This window comes from Streptomyces sp. NPDC107765 (assembly GCF_055657085.1).
In genome coordinates, this window is record NZ_JBVKBL010000015.1 from 51,953 (window position 1) to 67,988 (window position 16,036).

Annotated in this window: 14 protein-coding genes; 3 read left to right on the forward strand and 11 right to left on the reverse strand. The window is 72.1% G+C overall.

Annotated elements, in window-relative coordinates:
• Positions 1–112: 112 nt before the first annotated feature.
• The 3 genes from ACZ7MX_RS30580 to rimP all read right to left on the reverse strand — a co-directional run bounded on the left by ACZ7MX_RS30580 (position 113) and on the right by rimP (position 2,099).
• A complete protein-coding gene (locus ACZ7MX_RS30580) occupies positions 113–391 on the reverse strand; it encodes a YlxR family protein (protein WP_472136734.1) in 279 nt (92 codons plus the stop codon).
• Positions 392–513: 122 nt separating this feature from the next.
• Positions 514–1,518 (reverse strand): transcription termination factor NusA, encoded by a 1,005-nt coding sequence (gene nusA, locus ACZ7MX_RS30585; RefSeq protein ID WP_030802569.1) that lies wholly within the window; start codon positions 1,516–1,518, stop codon positions 514–516.
• A gap of 2 nt (positions 1,519–1,520) precedes the next feature.
• Positions 1,521–2,099, reverse strand: coding sequence for a ribosome maturation factor RimP (gene rimP / locus ACZ7MX_RS30590; RefSeq protein WP_472136736.1), 579 nt, complete (start codon positions 2,097–2,099; stop codon positions 1,521–1,523).
• A 160-nt stretch (positions 2,100–2,259) separates the two neighbouring features.
• Here rimP and ACZ7MX_RS30595 point away from each other — a divergent pair, with 160 nt between their 5' ends.
• The 3 genes from ACZ7MX_RS30595 to ACZ7MX_RS30605 are packed head-to-tail and all read left to right on the forward strand — an operon-like array spanning position 2,260 to position 4,231.
• The gene (locus ACZ7MX_RS30595; RefSeq protein WP_472136738.1) at positions 2,260–2,763 is read left to right on the forward strand and encodes a hypothetical protein; all 504 of its coding nucleotides are present in this window, start codon (positions 2,260–2,262) and stop codon (positions 2,761–2,763) included.
• Entirely contained in the window at positions 2,760–3,266 is a 507-nt protein-coding gene (locus tag ACZ7MX_RS30600; RefSeq protein ID WP_472136740.1) for a ferritin-like domain-containing protein, read from the forward strand. Before ACZ7MX_RS30595 ends, ACZ7MX_RS30600 begins: the two co-directional genes overlap by 4 nt.
• A gap of 53 nt (positions 3,267–3,319) precedes the next feature.
• Positions 3,320–4,231 carry an aminoglycoside phosphotransferase family protein gene (locus tag ACZ7MX_RS30605; protein WP_472136742.1) on the forward strand — a complete coding sequence of 304 codons (912 nt, stop codon included), beginning with the start codon at positions 3,320–3,322 and terminating at the stop codon, positions 4,229–4,231.
• Positions 4,232–4,306: 75 nt separating this feature from the next.
• Here ACZ7MX_RS30605 and ACZ7MX_RS30610 read toward each other — a convergent pair whose 3' ends face one another.
• The 8 genes from ACZ7MX_RS30610 to ACZ7MX_RS30645 form a co-directional block, all read right to left on the reverse strand.
• Positions 4,307–6,016 (reverse strand): proline--tRNA ligase, encoded by a 1,710-nt coding sequence (locus ACZ7MX_RS30610; protein ID WP_472136744.1) that lies wholly within the window; start codon positions 6,014–6,016, stop codon positions 4,307–4,309.
• Between the two features lie 297 nt (positions 6,017–6,313).
• A complete protein-coding gene (locus tag ACZ7MX_RS30615) occupies positions 6,314–6,850 on the reverse strand; it encodes a GNAT family N-acetyltransferase (protein ID WP_472136746.1) in 537 nt (178 codons plus the stop codon).
• A gap of 25 nt (positions 6,851–6,875) precedes the next feature.
• The gene (locus ACZ7MX_RS30620; RefSeq protein ID WP_472136748.1) at positions 6,876–7,721 is read right to left on the reverse strand and encodes a GNAT family N-acetyltransferase; all 846 of its coding nucleotides are present in this window, start codon (positions 7,719–7,721) and stop codon (positions 6,876–6,878) included.
• A gap of 173 nt (positions 7,722–7,894) precedes the next feature.
• Positions 7,895–9,052: a flavodoxin-dependent (E)-4-hydroxy-3-methylbut-2-enyl-diphosphate synthase gene (gene ispG, locus ACZ7MX_RS30625; RefSeq protein ID WP_472136750.1), complete on the reverse strand. Its 1,158-nt coding sequence runs from the start codon at positions 9,050–9,052 to the stop codon at positions 7,895–7,897.
• Positions 9,053–9,223: 171 nt separating this feature from the next.
• The gene (locus tag ACZ7MX_RS30630; RefSeq protein ID WP_472136752.1) at positions 9,224–10,525 is read right to left on the reverse strand and encodes a M50 family metallopeptidase; all 1,302 of its coding nucleotides are present in this window, start codon (positions 10,523–10,525) and stop codon (positions 9,224–9,226) included.
• Complete coding sequence (gene dxr, locus ACZ7MX_RS30635) at positions 10,522–11,796, reverse strand: 1-deoxy-D-xylulose-5-phosphate reductoisomerase (RefSeq protein ID WP_472136754.1); 1,275 nt, start codon at positions 11,794–11,796, stop codon at positions 10,522–10,524. The genes ACZ7MX_RS30630 and dxr overlap by 4 nt, the downstream gene beginning before the upstream one ends.
• A 99-nt stretch (positions 11,797–11,895) precedes the next feature.
• Complete coding sequence (locus ACZ7MX_RS30640) at positions 11,896–13,815, reverse strand: acyl-CoA dehydrogenase family protein (protein ID WP_472136756.1); 1,920 nt, start codon at positions 13,813–13,815, stop codon at positions 11,896–11,898.
• Positions 13,816–14,382: 567 nt separating this feature from the next.
• Positions 14,383–15,843: an aldehyde dehydrogenase family protein gene (locus ACZ7MX_RS30645; protein ID WP_472136758.1), complete on the reverse strand. Its 1,461-nt coding sequence runs from the start codon at positions 15,841–15,843 to the stop codon at positions 14,383–14,385.
• Between the last annotated feature and the right edge of the window lie 193 nt (positions 15,844–16,036).

A 16,036-nucleotide genomic window follows, 5' to 3' on the forward strand; every position in this document is an offset into this window, starting at 1 on the left:
ACTCATCGAGTGCTCATCGCAATCTCGACCTACTTCCGACTCGCGAGGTACCTGACCGCACGGTTTTCCGTGCGCTGTGCGTTCTTGCTGTGCGTTGTTGCAGTGGGCGGCTTCAACCGGCGCGCCGTTCGAGGAACCGACGCAGGTCCGTCGTGTCGAACGGCCCCCGGCCCCGAAAGGCCCGGGGAAACGCCCGGCGGCGGACCGCCAGGTCGAGGCAGACCAGTGTCGGATGCACGTATGCACCCCGGCCGGGCAGCGTACCGCGAGGATCAGGGGCACACTCACCCTCGATCTCCACGATGCGCAGCAAATCGCCCTTGGCCGCCCGCTCCCGGCATCCCAGACATGTGCGCTCAGGGCATGCGCGGGCATGCGTCCGGCCAGACACTGCTTAAGTCTACCTCCCCGCGTCGACCGCACCCCGATGGGGTAAGGGTCGAACGGTTGCTCAGAATTCCCGTCGGAGGGCCGCGGCGCCACCGATTTTTCCGTGGACCGCGGCTCCGGCGGCTACGACGTGTGATCCCCGGCCTGCGACGCGTGCTCGGTGTCCGGCCGGATGTCGATCCGCCATCCGGTGAGCCGGGCCGCCAGACGGGCGTTCTGCCCTTCCTTGCCGATGGCCAGTGACAGCTGGTAATCGGGGACGGTGACCCGGGCGGAGCGCGCCGCCAGGTCCACGACCTCGACCTTGCTGACCCGGGCCGGCGACAGCGCGTTGGCGACCAGGTCGGCGGGGTCGTCCGACCAGTCCACGATGTCGATCTTCTCGCCGTTGAGCTCGGCCATCACGGCCCGCACCCGCCCGCCCATGGGGCCGATGCACGCACCCTTGGCGTTCAGCCCCGACCGCGTCGAGCGCACGGCGATCTTCGTACGGTGCCCGGCCTCGCGGGCGATGGCGGCGATCTCCACCGAACCGTCCGCGATCTCCGGCACCTCCATGGCGAAGAGCTTCTTCACCAGGTTCGGGTGGGTGCGCGACAGCGTCACCGACGGGCCGCGCACGCCCTTGACCACCCGGACGACGTACGACCGCAGCCGGGTGCCGTGGGTGTACTCCTCGCCGGGGACCTGTTCCTGCACCGGCAGGATGGCCTCCAGCTTGCCGATGTCGACCAGGACGTTCTTGGGATCCTTGCCCTGCTGGACGACGCCGGTGACGACGTCGCCCTCCCGCCCGGCGTACTCGCCGAACGTGATCTCCTCCTCGGCGTCCCGCAGCCGCTGCAGGATGACCTGCTTGGCGGTGGTCGCCGCGATCCGCCCGAAGCCGGACGGGGTGTCGTCGAACTCGCGCGGCTCGGCACCCTCCTCCAGGTCCTCGGGGTCCTCCTTCGCCCACACCGTCACATGGCCGGTGTTGCGGTCCAGCTCCACCCGCGCCCGCCGGCGGCTGCCCTCGGTGCGGTGGTAAGCGATGAGGAGGGCCGACTCGATCGCCTCGACCAGCAGGTCGAACGAGATCTCCTTCTCCCGCACCAGCCCCCGCAGGGCACTCATGTCGATGTCCACGGCTACGCCTCCTCCTTGTTCTCGTCGTTCTCGTCGTTCTCGTCGATCTTCTCTTCGTGCTGCGCCTCGCGCTTGTCCGCCGTCTCGGACTTCTCGGGCTTCCGGCTGAACTCCAGCTCGACGCGCGCCTTGGCGATCTCGTCGAACGAGACCCGGCGGGCCGTCGGCTTGCGCCCCTTCACGCCCGGCACCTCCAGATCGAGGCCCTCCTCGTCGACGCCGGTGATCCGGGCGATCAGTTCCCCGGACCCTGCCGCTTCGGTGAGTTGGGCCTTGATGAGACGGCCGAGGGCGCGGTGGTAGTGGCGCAGCTCGGTCAGCGGGCGGTCGGCGCCCGGGGAGGTCACCTCAAGGGTGTAGGGCGCGCCGCCCATCACATCGGTGTCGTCCAGGACCACGGACGCCTCACGGCTCAGCTCGGCGCACTCGTCCAGCTGGACGCCCTCGTCGGAATCGACCACGATCCGCAGCACCCGGCGCTTCCCGGCCGGTGTCACCTCGATCTCTTCCAGATCCAGGTCTCGCGCGGCGACGAGCGGTTCAAGCAGTCCGCGCAGCCTCTCGCTCTGGGTGGTGCTCATCCGGGTGACTCCTCGGCCGCGTGTGCTGTTGTGGGTGGATCGCGTGTCGGATCAAAGCCTATCGGTTCCGGCGGGGTACTGACGATTCGGTGGGTGGTCACGGATACTCTCGCCTGCGGTGATCACGACGGAAGACCCCGGGAAGTGCAACGTGCCGAAAGTGGCGCTCACACGCAGAAGGACCCTGCTGGCCGGCGCCGCCCTGGGGGGCGCGGCGCTGCTCACCGGCTGCTCCGAGGACGTCTCCCCCGACCGGGACGAGCACTCCTCCGCCGCCGACCGGCTGCGCACGGCCGCGGCCCACGACAGTACGGCGCTGCTGGCGCGCTACGACGCGACGCTCGCCGCCCACCCGGCGCTGGAGCCGCGGCTGCGCCCGCTGCGCTCCGAAGTGGCCCGGCACGTCCAGGCGTTCACGACCGGGGACGCCGCCCCCTCCCCCGGCGGCTCCGCCCGCCGGGGCCGTCCGCACAAGGCCGCCGCGCCCCCGGTGCCCGGGGACGAGAAGGCCGCGCAGGGCGCCCTGGCCGCCGCGGAACGCAAGCTCGCCGACAACCGGACCACCGCGCTGCTGACCGCGCCACCCGAACTGGCCCGGCTTCTCGCCTCGGTGGCCGCGGCCGGCGCGGCGCACGCCTATCTGCTGACGGAGCCGCCCCGATGACCTCCCGGAAGAAGAGCGACGAGCAGAGCGACGACGGCCGCGCGGAGCTGACCGCCGTGCAGGCGGCGCTGGCCGCCGAGCACGCCGCGGTCTACGGCTACGGCGTGGTCGGCGGCCGGATCTCCCGCGACCGGCGCACCGAGGCACAGGCCGCCTACGACGCCCACCGCGCCCGCCGGGACGCGCTGCGCCGCGAGGTGCTGGCGCTGGGCGGCACGCCGGAGGCCGCGGCGGCCGCGTACGAACTGCCGTTCCCGGTGCCCGACCCCGCCGCCGCGGCGCGGCTGGCGGCGGAGCTGGAGGACCGGCTGGCCGCCGTCTACGCGGACCTCGTACGGGCCGGCGGCCGGGCCCGGCGGCGGGAGGCGGCCGCCGCGCTGCGGGAGGCGGCGGTGCGGGCGGTGCGCTGGCGCGGCGGCGGCGTAGCCTTCCCTGGGCTCACGGAGCGGGCTTCGGCCGCCGCTCCGTCCGGCTCCACGAGCGCCTCCGCGGGCGCGCTCTGAACGACCGGCGGTCACCGCCCCGGAAAAGGCCCCAGGAAAGGGACGGCGCAGGCATGGCAACGGCACCCATCGAACCGCCGCAGCGTTTGGTGAGTTCGGTGAGCGGCGACCCGGACAGCCCGGTACGGAAGTGGCTCGACGCGCTGCCGACGCTGGTTCAGCAGCGGCTGGAGGACTGGGAACTGACGCTGGAGCGGGTGCACGCCCCCGGTGGCCGCAGCAGTCTGCTGGCGCTCGTACGGCAGGCGGACGGTACGCCGGCGGCGCTGAAGTTGCCGGTGCCGGGCCGCCGGGCCGGGCACGAGGCGGCGGCGCTTGCGGCGTGGAACGGCTGGGGTGCGGTGCGGCTGCTGCGGGCCGACGAGGCGAGCGGGGCGCTGTTGCTGGAGCGGTTGCAGAGCGGGGTGTCGCTGCGCTCGCTGCCGGAGGCCAAGGCCCTTCTGGAGGCGGCCGGTACGGTTCGCCGCCTGTGGGTGGAGCCGGCGGCGGACCATCCGTTCGAGACCCTGGCCGGGCGTACCGAGGAGGAGGTGGAGGCGCTGGGCACGGTGGGTGCGCTGACCCGGGCGGCCACCCCTCTGGTCGAGGAGGCCCAGGAGCTGCGCCGCGGTCTGCCGGCCGCGTCCGAGGAGCGGTTTCTGCTGCACGGGGCGTTCCGCCAGGGCAAGGTGCTGGCCGGTGAGCGGGCGCCGTGGCTGGCGATCGGCCCGTCTCCGGTGGTCGGCGAGCGGGCGTACGACCTGGCGGCGCTGGTGCTGGACCGCTTCGAGGACCTGGCGGCCGGGTCGGGTGCGGCCGCCGCGGTCCGCCGCCGGGTGGCCAAGCTGGCCGACTCCCTGGAGGTGGACCGGGGGCGGCTGCGCGACTGGACGCTGGTCCGGGCGGTGGACACCGGAGTGCGGGAGGCGGCCGTGGGCGACCGCCAGCGCGGCGAACTGCTGCTGGAGTTCGCGGCCTGGCTGTAGACGCCCCGTACGTGCGCTGCGGCGCCGCCGGTCCCGGGACCGGCGGCGCCGCAGCGGCTTCGTATCAGGCGTGGATCAGGCGCTGAGCCGGGCGACGGCTTCCTCGACCGTCAGCTCCTCGCGCTCGCCGGTGCGGCGGTCCTTGACCTCGACCACACCCTCACCGGCGCGCCGGCCGGCGACCACGATGGTCGGCACGCCCAGCAGTTCGGCGTCGGTGAACTTCACACCCGGCGAGACCCCGGCCCGGTCGTCGACCAGGACGCGCAGGCCGGCGTCGCCGAGCCGGTCGCCGATCTCCAGCGCGAGCTCGGTCTGCTTGGCCTTGCCCGCCGCGACGACGTGCACATCGGCCGGGGCGACCTCGCGGGGCCAGCACAGGCCCTTGTCGTCGTGGGTCTGCTCGGCCAGCGCGGCCACCGCACGGGAGACGCCGATGCCGTACGAGCCCATGGTGACCCGGGTCGGCTTGCCGTTCTGGCCGAGGACGTCGAGCTCGAAGGCGTCCGCGTACTTGCGGCCGAGCTGGAAGATGTGGCCGATCTCGATGGCGCGGTCGATCTTCAGGCCGGTGCCGCACTTCGGGCAGGGGTCGCCGGGCTCGACGACGACCACGTCGAGGTACTCGTCGACCTCGAAGTCGCGTCCGCAGACCACGTTCTTGGCGTGCACGCCTTCCTTGTTGGCACCGGTGACCCAGGCGGTGCCGGGGGCGACGCGGGGGTCGGCGAGGTAGCGGAACGCCTTGCCGGCCAGGCCCTGCGGGCCGACGTAGCCGCGGACCAGGTCCGGGCGGTCGACGAAGTCCTCGGCGGTGACCAGCTCGACGGTGGCCGGCGCGAGGTGCTCGCCGAGCTTGCCCAGGTCCACCTCGCGGTCGCCCGGGACGCCCACCGCGACGATCTCGCCGTCGACCTTGACCAGGAGGTTCTTCAGCGTCGCGGAGGCCGGTACGCCGAGGAACCCGGCGAGCGACTCGATGGTCGGGGTGTCGGGGGTGTCCAGCTCCTCGACGGGGCCGTGGGCGGAACCATCGGCCGGCTCGACCTTGACCGTGACGGCCTCGGTGTTGGCGGCGTAGTCGCAGCTCGGGCAGTCGACGAAGGTGTCCTCACCGGCGGACGCGGGCGCCAGGAACTCCTCGGACGCCGAGCCGCCCATGGCACCGGAGACGGCGGAGACGATGCGGTAGTCCAGGCCCAGGCGCTGGAAGATCTTCTCGTAGGCCTCGCGGTGCAGTCCGTACGACTGGGCCAGGCCCTCGTCGGTGGTGTCGAAGCTGTACGAGTCCTTCATGTGGAACTCGCGGCCGCGCAGCACGCCGGAGCGGGGGCGGGCCTCGTCGCGGTACTTGATCTGAATCTGGTAGAGGATCACCGGCAGGTCCTTGTAGGACGTGCACTGGTCCTTGACCGTGAGGGTGAAGATCTCTTCGTGGGTGGGGCCGAGGAGGTAGTCGGCGCCCTTGCGGTCCTTGAGGCGGAAGAGCAGGTCGCCGTACTCCTCCCAGCGGCCGCTGGTCTCGTAGGGCTCCTTGGGCAGCAGCGCCGGCAGCAGGACTTCCTGGCCGCCGATGGCGTCCATTTCCTCGCGGACGATGCGGGAGACGTTCTCCAGGACCTTCTTGCCCAGCGGCAGCCACGTCCAGATGCCGGCGGAGGAGCGGCGGACGTACCCGGCCCGGACGAGCAGCTTGTGGCTGGCGGTCTCGGCGTCGGCCGGGTCGTCGCGCAGTGTCTTGATCATCAAGCGGGACATGCGCTGGACCTGTGCGGCGTTGGCCATGGGAGTTTCTCCTGCGTAAGAAAGGTGACTCCCTGGAGGTTAGCTGGCTGGGTGTGTCCGGCGAAAATGCGTTACCGCTGCGCTTGGCTTTTGCCCCACGATTTTGGCTGGCCCGCCGTGGGGGTTTCTCGCCGTGGCGCCTGCGGCGGGCTGGGTTTGTGGTGGGTGCGGTGACGGGCCTCCGGGGCAGGGGTGTGGGACTGCTGACGCTTTACGTCCCACACCCCTGCCCCTCCGGCCCGTCCCCTCCCGTTGGGGGAATGTGCGGGTGGTGGGGGCGGGCCTTGCCCGTTCGGTTCAGGGGCGCTTCAACGGCAGGGGGGCGCCCATGACGGCGTAAGGGGTGGGGGCGCTGGGGAAGAGGACGCGGCGGGCCAGGTCGCGGTAGCCGAGGGAGCGGTAGAGCTTGCGGGCGGGGCTCTCGACGTCGATGGCGGAGAGGATGGAGCGGGGCTCGCCGGCCCCGTCGGTGATCCGGGTGATCAGTGCCCGGCCGAGGCCGCGGTGCTGGTAGGCGGGGTGGACGTGCAGCTCGGTGATGGTGAAGGAGTCGTCGAGCCAGTGGTCGAGGCCCTCGCTGCGCAGATAGGGCTCGACGACCGTGGACCACCAGTGGGTGCGGTCGTTGGGCATGCCGTAGATGAAGCCGACGAGCCGGCCGGCGGGGGTGGTGGCGCCCAGCGCACGGGCGCCGGGGCAGCCGAGGTGGCGCAGGACGATGTGCCGGCGGACGGCGATCTCCTCCTCGCTCAGGCCGAAGGCGAGCGCCTGCACCGCGAGCGCGTCGTCCACGCGGGCGGCGAGATCGAGGGGGCCGACCGCGACATCATCCATGGTCGCGAGCGTACAAGGCCGCGGGTCAGAACAGTACGCTCATGAACGCGCCGACTTCCTCGAAGCCCACCCGGCGGTAGGCGGCCCGGGCGGCGGTGTTGAAGTCGTTGACGTAGAGGCTGACGACGGGGGCGACGTCGCTGAGGGCGTAGCGGAGGACGGCGGCCATACCGGTTTCGGACAGGCCCTTGCCGCGGTGGGCGGGGTCGACCCAGACGCCCTGGATCTGGCAGGCGCGCGGGGTGGCGGCGCCGATCTCCGCCTTGAAGATGACCTTGCCGTCCTCGACGCGGGCGAAGGAGCGGCCGGCGCCGACGAGTTCGGCGACCCGGGCCTGGTAGAGCAGCCCGCCGTCGCCGGCCATCGGGGAGATGCCGACCTCTTCGGTGAACATGGCGACGCAGGCCGGCATGATCAGGTCCATCTCGTTCTTGCGGATCCGCCGGACGTACGGGTCGGGGGCGATCGCGGCGGACGGCGAGGTGGTGACCATCAGCGGCTGGTGGGCGCGGAGCTCGCGGGCCGGGCCCCAGTGCGGCTCCAGCAGCGACCAGAGTTCGGCGGTCGGGCCGGCCGGGCCGACGATGGAGGAGCAGCGCCGGCCCTGGCGGCGGGCCCGCTCGGCGAAGCCGCGGATGGCCTCGGAGGTGGCGCAGACGGGGACGAGGTTGGCGCCGGCGTAGCAGAGCGATTCCAGCCGGCCGCCGACGTACCAGCCCCACATCTCACCGCCCAGCCGCCAGGGGTCGAGGCCGGCGACCTGGACGCGGGCGGCGACGAAGGCGTTGGCGACCGGGTCGCGGTCGAGGACCGCGAGCGCATCGTCGAGGTCCCCTGGTTCGAGGACCTTGATGGTGGTGGTCGTCAGCACGTCTCGGTTTGCCTCACCGTTACGGGCCTGGAAGGCCAGGCGGGAGCAGGTCTTGGCACTTTACCTCGCGCCCCCGCGGGGGCACCCTGTGCGCTGCCCGCGGGGCCGCTGCGGGCAGCCGTGAGCCCCGCGGCCCGGGTGGGCGGCGGGGCTCGGGCGGTCTGTGGGGCGGGTCAGCCGGCGGCGGTGACGACCGGTTCGCCGGAGGCGACGCCGTCCTTCTCCATCTGCTCGGCGATCTTCATGGCCTCTTCGATGAGGGTCTCGACGATCTTCGACTCGGGGACGGTCTTGATGACCTCGCCCTTGACGAAGATCTGGCCCTTGCCGTTGCCGGAGGCGACGCCGAGGTCGGCCTCGCGGGCCTCGCCGGGACCGTTGACGACGCAGCCCATGACGGCGACCCGAAGCGGCACCTCCATGCCCTCCAGGCCCGCGGTGACCTCGTCGGCGAGCTTGTAGACGTCGACCTGGGCGCGGCCGCAGGACGGGCAGGAGACGATCTCCAGGCGGCGCTGGCGGAGGTTGAGCGACTCCAGGATCTGGATGCCGACCTTGACCTCTTCGGCGGGCGGTGCGGACAGCGAGACCCGGATGGTGTCGCCGATGCCCTCGCTGAGCAGCGCGCCGAAGGCGACCGCGGACTTGATGGTGCCCTGGAAGGCGGGGCCGGCCTCGGTGACGCCGAGGTGGAGCGGGTAGTCGCACTGGGCGGCGAGCTGGCGGTAGGCGTTGACCATCACGACCGGGTCGTTGTGCTTGACCGAGATCTTGATGTCGCGGAAGCCGTGCTCCTCGAAGAGGGACGCCTCCCACAGCGCGGACTCGACCAGCGCCTCGGGGGTGGCCTTGCCGTACTTCTGCAGCAGGCGGCGGTCGAGGGAGCCGGCGTTGACGCCGATGCGGATCGGGGTGCCGGCGTCGGCGGCAGCCTTGGCGATCTCCTTGACCTTGTCGTCGAACTGCTTGATGTTGCCGGGGTTGACCCGGACCGCGGCGCAGCCGGCGTCGATGGCGGCGAAGACGTACTTCGGCTGGAAGTGGATGTCGGCGATGACCGGGATCTGGGACTTCTTGGCGATCACGGACAGCGCGTCGGCGTCGTCCTGGGTCGGGCAGGCGACCCGGACGATCTGGCAGCCGGAGGCGGTCAGCTCGGCGATCTGCTGCAGCGTCGCGCCGATGTCCGAGGTCCGCGTCGTCGTCATCGACTGCACCGAGACCGGTGCGTCTCCGCCCACGGCGACCGGACCGACGTGGATCTTGCGGCTGACCCGGCGGTCGGCCAGCTTGGTCGGTACGTCCGGCATTCCCAGTGAAATGGCAGTCATCTGGCGAGCAACCCCAAGGTGTGGATCAAGGCCCCGCATCGGCGGGCTCCGGGCTCCGAGATTACGGCACCGGGCTCGCCCGGGGCACATCGAGGCCGTGCGCCCCCACCAATGGGGCGGCCGGGCACGCCCATACGGTCCTGGCGGGCCCGGCCGTCACGGATGTCCGGTTCAGGTGAGCTTCACCGGGTTCACCACGTCCGCCACGAGCACCAGCAGCGTGAAGCAGATGAAGATCCCGGCGACGACGTAGGCGACCGGCATGAGCTTGGCCACGTCGAAGGGTCCGGGGTCCGGCCGGCGGACGATCTTGGCGAAGGCCCGGCGGACGGATTCCCACACGGCGCCGGCGATGTGTCCGCCGTCGAGCGGGAGCAGCGGCAGCATGTTGAACAGGAACAGCGAGAGGTTGAAACCGGCGACCAGGAAGAGCATGGTCGCCACCCGCTGCTCCGGCGGGATGTGCAGGGAGAAGACCTCGCCGCCGACCCTCGCCGCGCCGACCACGCCCATCGGGGAGTCCTGCTTGCGCTCGCCGCCGTTGAAGGCCGCGTTCCACAGGTCCGGGACCTTGCCGGGCAGGTTGACCAGGGAGGAGACGCCCTGCTCGACCATGTTGCCCATGCGGTCGACGGACTGGCCGAAGGACTGCTGGACGACGCCGCTGGCCGGGGTGAAGCCGAGGAAGCCGGCGGTGACGAACTGGCCGGGGACGTAGCCGCCGTGCCCGTCGGTCTTGGCGACCTTGTTCTTGATCAGGTCGGCGTGCAGGGTCTTGCGGACGCCGTGCCGCTCGATGACCAGCGTCGCGGGTCCGGTGGTGTCCCGGATCTGCTGCTGGAGCGTGCCCCAGTCGGGGACGTCGTGGCCGTTGAACGTGACGATCTTGTCGCCGGCGCGCAGGCCGGCGGCCTTGGCCGGGGAGTCCTTGGCACCGTGCGGGCACTTGTCGGTCTTGGCGGCGGCCGAGATCACGCAGTCGGAGACGGAGCCGACCTGGGTGGTCTGGGTGTTGATGCCGAAGCCCATCAGGACGCTCATGAAGATCACGACCGCCAGGATCAGGTTCATGAACGGCCCGGCGAACATCACGATGACGCGCTTCCAGGGCTTGCGGGTGTAGAAGAGCCGCTTCTCGTCACCGGGCTGCAGTTCCTCGAAGGCCGCCGACCGGGCGTCCTCGATCATGCCGCGGAACGGCGAGGTGGAGCGGGCCTGCAGCTTCCCGTCGTCCCCCGGCGGGAACATCCCGATCATGCGGATGTAGCCGCCGAGCGGGATGGCCTTGATGCCGTACTCGGTGTCGCCCTTCCTGCGGGAGAAGATCGTCGGTCCGAAGCCCACCATGTACTGCGGCACGCGGATGCCGAACATCTTGGCCGTGGAGAGGTGGCCGAGTTCGTGCCAGGCGATGGAGAACAGCAGGCCGACGACGAAGACGACTATGCCGAGGATGGTCATCCAGGTCGTCATGCGCGAGCCTCCGAGGGTGTCCGTGCCGCACGGGCGGCCAGTTCGCGGGCGCGGGCGCGCGCCCAGGTCTCCGCCTCCAGGACGTCCGCGACGGTCAGGGAAGTTCCCTTCGCGGGTGTTCCGTGCTCGGCGACCACATCGGCGACGGTATCCACAATCCCTGTGAACGGCAGCCCGCCCTTGAGGAACGCGTCCACGCATTCCTCGTTCGCGGCGTTGAAGACGGCCGGTGCGGTGCCGCCCAGGGAGCCGACGTGGCAGGCGAGCGGTACGGACGGGAAGGCCTCGGCGTCCAGCGGGAAGAACTCCCAGCTCTGCGCCTTGGTCCAGTCGACGCCGGGGGCGGCGTCCGGGACCCGGTCGGGCCAGCCCAGGCCCAGCGCGATCGGCATCCGCATGTCGGGCGGGCTGGCCTGGGCGAGGGTGGAGCCGTCGGTGAACTCCACCATCGAGTGGATGAAGGACTGGGGATGGACGACGACCTCGATCGCGTCGAAGGGGACGTCGAAGAGCAGGTGCGCCTCGATGACCTCCAGGCCCTTGTTGACCAGGGTCGCGGAGTTGATCGTGACGACCGGGCCCATGGACCAGGTGGGGTGGGCCAGCGCCTGCTCGGGGGTGACCCCGGCCAGCTCGGCCCTCGTACGGCCGCGGAACGGGCCGCCGGAGGCGGTGACCACGAGCTTGCGGACCTCGGCGCGGTCGCCGCCGGCCAGCGCCTGGAAGAGCGCGGAGTGCTCGGAGTCGACAGGGATGATCTGGCCCGGCCGGGCGACGGCCTTGACCAGCGGGCCGCCGACGATCAGGGACTCCTTGTTGGCCAGCGCCAGCACCCGGCCCGCCTTGAGGGCGGCCAGGGTCGGGGCGAGACCGATGGAGCCGGTGATGCCGTTGAGGACGGTGTGGCAGGGGGAGGCGGCGAGTTCGGTGGCGGCGTCGGGGCCGGCCAGGACCTCGGGGAGCTTCTCGCCCGGGCCGTAGCGGTCGGCGAGCGCGGCGCGCAGCGCGGGGGCCGCGTCCGCCCGGGCCACCGCGACGGTGTCCACCCGCAGCCGGTGCGCCTGCTCGGCGAGCAGCTCGGTCCGGCCGCCGGCCGCGGAGAGCGCGGTCACCCGGAAGCGGTCGGGGTTGCGCAGCACGATGTCGATCGCCTGGGTGCCGATCGAGCCGGTCGAGCCGAGGATCACCAGGGAGCGGGGCCGGCCCGGGCCGTCGGGATCGCCGGCGGCCGGCTCGAAGCGCAGGTGCGGATGGGCGAGGGAGTCCGTCATGGGGTCCATTGTGGCCGGTCGCGGGGGTGCCGTGGGCACGGAGGGCACACGCCGGGCCCGGTCCGGCCGATCAACGGCGGGACCGGGCCCGGGTGGGGTTCAGGCGATGGGGCGGTGGACGTTGTCCTTGGCGCTCGGGCCGGGGGTGGCGTCGGCGATCCACGGGCCGTCACCGCTGGGGTCGACGATGCCCTCCTCCAGCCAGCCGTAGCTGCCGTCGAGGACGCCGGAGACGACCTTGCGGTCGAGCTCGTCGGTGTTGGTCCACAGCCGGCCGAAGAGCTCCTCGATCCGGATCCGCGCCTGCCGGCAGAACGCGTCGGCCAGCTGCTGCGCCTCGCGGCCGTGGTCACCGGTCTCGCGCAGGTGCTCGGCACGGACGCAGGCGGCGCTCATGGCGAAGAGTTCGGCGCCGATGTCGACGATCCGGCCGAGGAAGCCCTGCTTGGTCTCCATCCGGCCCTGCCAGCGGGACATCGCGTAGAAGGTGGACCGGGCGAGCTTGCGCGAGGTCCGCTCGACGTACCGCAGGTGCCCGGCGAGGATGCCGAACTCCTGGAACGTGCGCGGGAGTTGGCCGGGGCCGGCGACGAGCTTGGGCAGCCAGCGGGCGTAGAACCCGCCGGCCTTGGCGGCCGCCTTGCCCTTGTCGGCGAGGGACTTGTCGGGGTCGATGAGGTCGCCGGCGACGGACAGGTGGGCGTCCACCGCCTCCCGGGCGATCAGCAGGTGCATGATCTCGGTGGAGCCCTCGAAGATCCGGTTGATCCGCATGTCGCGCAGCATCTGCTCGGCGGGGACCGCGCGTTCGCCGCGGGCGGCGAGCGAGGGGGCGGTCTCGAAGCCGCGGCCGCCGCGGATCTGGACGAGTTCGTCGGCCATCAGCCAGCCCATCTCGGAGCCGTAGAGCTTGGCGAGGGCGGCCTCGATGCGGATGTCGTTGCGGTTCTCGTCGGCCATCTGGGAGGACAGGTCGACGACCGCCTCCAGGGCGAAGGTGGTCGCGGCGATGAAGGAGATCTTGGCGCCGACGGCCTCGTGCTTAGCGATCGGCCGGCCCCACTGCTCGCGAGCCGCGGACCACTCCCGGGCGACCTTCAGGCACCACTTGCCGGAGCCGACGCACATCGCGGGCAGCGAGAGCCGTCCGGTGTTGAGCGTGGTCAGGGCGATCTTCAGGCCGGCGCCCTCCGGGCCGATGCGGTTGGCGGCCGGGACCCGCACCCGGTGGAAGCGGGTGACGCCGTTCTCCAGGCCGCGCAGGCCCATGAAGGCGTTGCGGTTCTCGACGGTGATGCCGGGCGAGTCCGCCTCGACGACGAAGGCGGTGATGCCGCCCTTGTGGCCCTCGGAGGCGGGCACCCGCGCCATCACCACCAGCAGGTCGGCGACCACGCCGTTGGTGGTCCACAGCTTGACCCCGTCGAGGACGTAGTGGTCGCCCTCCGGGACGGCGGTGGTCGCCAGCCGGGCCGGGTCGGAGCCGACGTCGGGTTCGGTCAGCAGGAACGCCGAGATGTCCGTACGGGCCAGCCGCGGCAGGAAGGTCTCCTTCTGCTGCGGGGTGCCGAACAGCTTCAGCGGCTGCGGTACGCCGATCGACTGGTGGGCGGAGAGCAGCGCGCCGATGGCGGGGCTGGCGGTGCCGACCAGGGACAGCGCCCGGTTGTAGTAGACCTGGGTGAGCCCGAGGCCACCGTATTTGGGGTCGATCTTCATGCCGAGCGCGCCGAGCTCCTTGAGCCCGCGCACGGTCTCGTCCGGAATCCTGCCCTCGCGCTCGATCCGCGCGCCGTCGATCTGCGTCTCGCAGAATTCCCGCAGGGTGGCGAGGAACTTCTCACCGCGGCGCACGTCGTCCACGGCGGGCGTGGGGTGCGGATGGATGAGGTCGAGCCGGAAGCGCCCCAGGAACAGTTCCTTGGCGAAGCTCGGCTTGCGCCAGTCCTGCTCGCGGGCCGCCTCGGCGACCTGGCGTGCTTCGCGCTCGGAAACGTTGCGGATGGATGGAGCGGTCATCAGGAGCTCACCTCGCCGCGGGGTCGGGAGTTCAGCGCCGGCGGCCGGTCGGCCGCTGGACAGCGCTACTTGTGAGAGTTACCCGATCCGCGCGGCTTGCACCACTGGAGGTACCGGCCGCTGCGGGCCGTAACGGCGCCTTACGGCCATGGGGGGCCTGCGCCCTGGCGGGCCCGGCGGTCCGGCCCGCCGCCATCGGCCCTTCGGGGGGTGTCCGCATACCGCGCTGGTTGTACGTACCCGCGGGTATCCCCCCTGGGACACGGCCGCGGCTCCACCTGGGACAGGAGGCGCCAAGGCGGTCCGCGCCGTACGGTCAAGATCCGGCACGACGGGGGAACGGTGCCGGAGAACGGGGGACGCGGCGCGCTCCGGAAACAGGGTGCCGGAGCGCGCCGCGTCGAAGGGCCGGCGCCGGGGGGTGCGCCGGCCGGGGCCAGGACGGTGATTCGGCCCGAGGGAAGGCCGTCGCTGTCCACCGGTCCCGACCTGGTCGGGGGCGTCGGGGCGTCGGGGGACGCCGGGTTCGAGGTGACGCCGGGGGTGCCCCCGGAGGGGCACCGGGTCCTACAGGGCCAGGCCGGTGAGGACCAGCACCCGCTCGTAGGTGTAGTCGTCCATGGCGAACCGGACGCCCTCGCGGCCCACACCGGACTGCTTGACGCCGCCGTACGGCATCTGGTCGGCGCGGTAGGACGGCACGTCACCGATGACCACGCCGCCGACCTCCAGCACCCGGTGGGCGCGGAAGGCGGTCTTGGCGTCGTGGGTGAACACGCCCGCCTGCAGGCCGTACTTGGAGTCGTTGACCGCCGCGAAGGCCGCGTCGACACCGTCGACCTTGGTGAGGGTGAGCACCGGGCCGAAGACCTCCTCGCAGGCGAGGGTCGCGCCCGCGGGCACGTCCGCCAGCACGGTCGGCGCGTAGGAGGCGCCGTCGCGCTTGCCGCCGGCGAGCAGCTTCGCGCCGCCCTGCACGGCCTCGTCCACCCAGGCCTCGACGCGCTTGGCGGCGTCCTCGCTCACCAGCGGGCCGACCTCGGTCGCGTCGTCCGACGGGTCGCCGGTGACCTGTGCCTCGACGGCCGCCACGATCTTCGGCACCAGCCGGTCGTACACCGAGGCGTCCGCGATCACCCGCTGCACGGAGATGCAGGACTGGCCGCCCTGGTAGTTGGAGAAGATCGCGATCCGCTGCGCGGCCCAGTCCAGGTCCTCCTCGGAGGACCAGTCGGGCAGGACGACGGCCGCGCCGTTGCCGCCGAGCTCCAGGGTGCAGTGCTTGCGCGGCACCGAGTCGAGGATCGCGTAACCGACCTTCTCGGAGCCGGTGAAGGAGACGACCGGCAGCCGCTCGTCCTGGACCAGCGCCTCCATGCGCTCGTTGGGCACCGGGAGGATCGACCAGGAACCGGCCGGCAGGTCGGTCTCGGCGAGCAGCTCACCGAGGATCAGGCCGGACAGCGGCGTGGCCGGCGCCGGCTTGAGGATGATCGGGGCGCCGGCGGCGATGGCCGGGGCGACCTTGTGGGCGCAGAGGTTGAGCGGGAAGTTGAACGGCGCGATGCCGAGGACCGTGCCGCGCGGGAAGCGGCGGGTCAGCGCGAGCCGGCCGGCGCCGCCCGCGTCGGTGTCCAGCCGCTGTGCCTCGCCGCCGTTGAAGCGACGGGCCTCCTCGGCCGCGAAGCGGAACACGGAGATCGCCCGGCCGACCTCGCCGCGCGCCCACTTGATGGGCTTGCCGTTCTCCGCGGAGATCAGCTGCGCGATCTCCTCCGTGCGCTCGACGAGCCGGCGCTGCACGTGGTCCAGCGCGGCCGCCCGTACGTGCGCGGGGGTCGCCGCGAACTCCTCCTGGACCGCGACGGAGGCCGCGACGGCCTCCTCGACCTGGTCCTCGGTGGGCACGCTCACCGTGCCGACGAGACGTCCGTCCCACGGGGAGGTGACATCGAAGGTGGCCTCGCCGGTGGCCTCGCGGCCGGCGAGCCAGAAGGCGGTGGGGGCTGCATCAGTGGGGATCGGCACAGTGGAACCCGGCCCTTCAGACGTGGTGGGTGGTGCGCATGGCTCGGCGAGCGGCTCTGCGGTGTGGACTGCTGCCCCCACGGTAGGGGCGCGCCGCCACGATGGCGTTTGTCCGAAGCGGCGTAATCAGGGGGCGGGGCTCTCCGTGGTGGAGGGGGTGCCTTGGTGCTTCGGGAGGTCACTCCCCTCCCCG

What these genes read in the sequence shown, in the direction of transcription:
- rimP (WP_472136736.1), bottom strand. Translation starts at nt 2,099, where the DNA reads ATGAGCACCACCCAGAGCGAGAGGCTGCGCGGACTGCTTGAACCGCTC.
- ACZ7MX_RS30600 (WP_472136740.1), top strand. Translation starts at nt 2,760, where the DNA reads ATGACCTCCCGGAAGAAGAGCGACGAGCAGAGCGACGACGGCCGCGCG.
- ACZ7MX_RS30605 (WP_472136742.1), top strand. Translation starts at nt 3,320, where the DNA reads ATGGCAACGGCACCCATCGAACCGCCGCAGCGTTTGGTGAGTTCGGTG.
- ACZ7MX_RS30610 (WP_472136744.1), bottom strand. Translation starts at nt 6,016, where the DNA reads ATGGCCAACGCCGCACAGGTCCAGCGCATGTCCCGCTTGATGATCAAG.
- ACZ7MX_RS30615 (WP_472136746.1), bottom strand. Translation starts at nt 6,850, where the DNA reads ATGGATGATGTCGCGGTCGGCCCCCTCGATCTCGCCGCCCGCGTGGAC.
- ispG (WP_472136750.1), bottom strand. Translation starts at nt 9,052, where the DNA reads ATGACTGCCATTTCACTGGGAATGCCGGACGTACCGACCAAGCTGGCC.
- ACZ7MX_RS30630 (WP_472136752.1), bottom strand. Translation starts at nt 10,525, where the DNA reads ATGACGACCTGGATGACCATCCTCGGCATAGTCGTCTTCGTCGTCGGC.
- dxr (WP_472136754.1), bottom strand. Translation starts at nt 11,796, where the DNA reads ATGACGGACTCCCTCGCCCATCCGCACCTGCGCTTCGAGCCGGCCGCC.
- ACZ7MX_RS30640 (WP_472136756.1), bottom strand. Translation starts at nt 13,815, where the DNA reads ATGACCGCTCCATCCATCCGCAACGTTTCCGAGCGCGAAGCACGCCAG.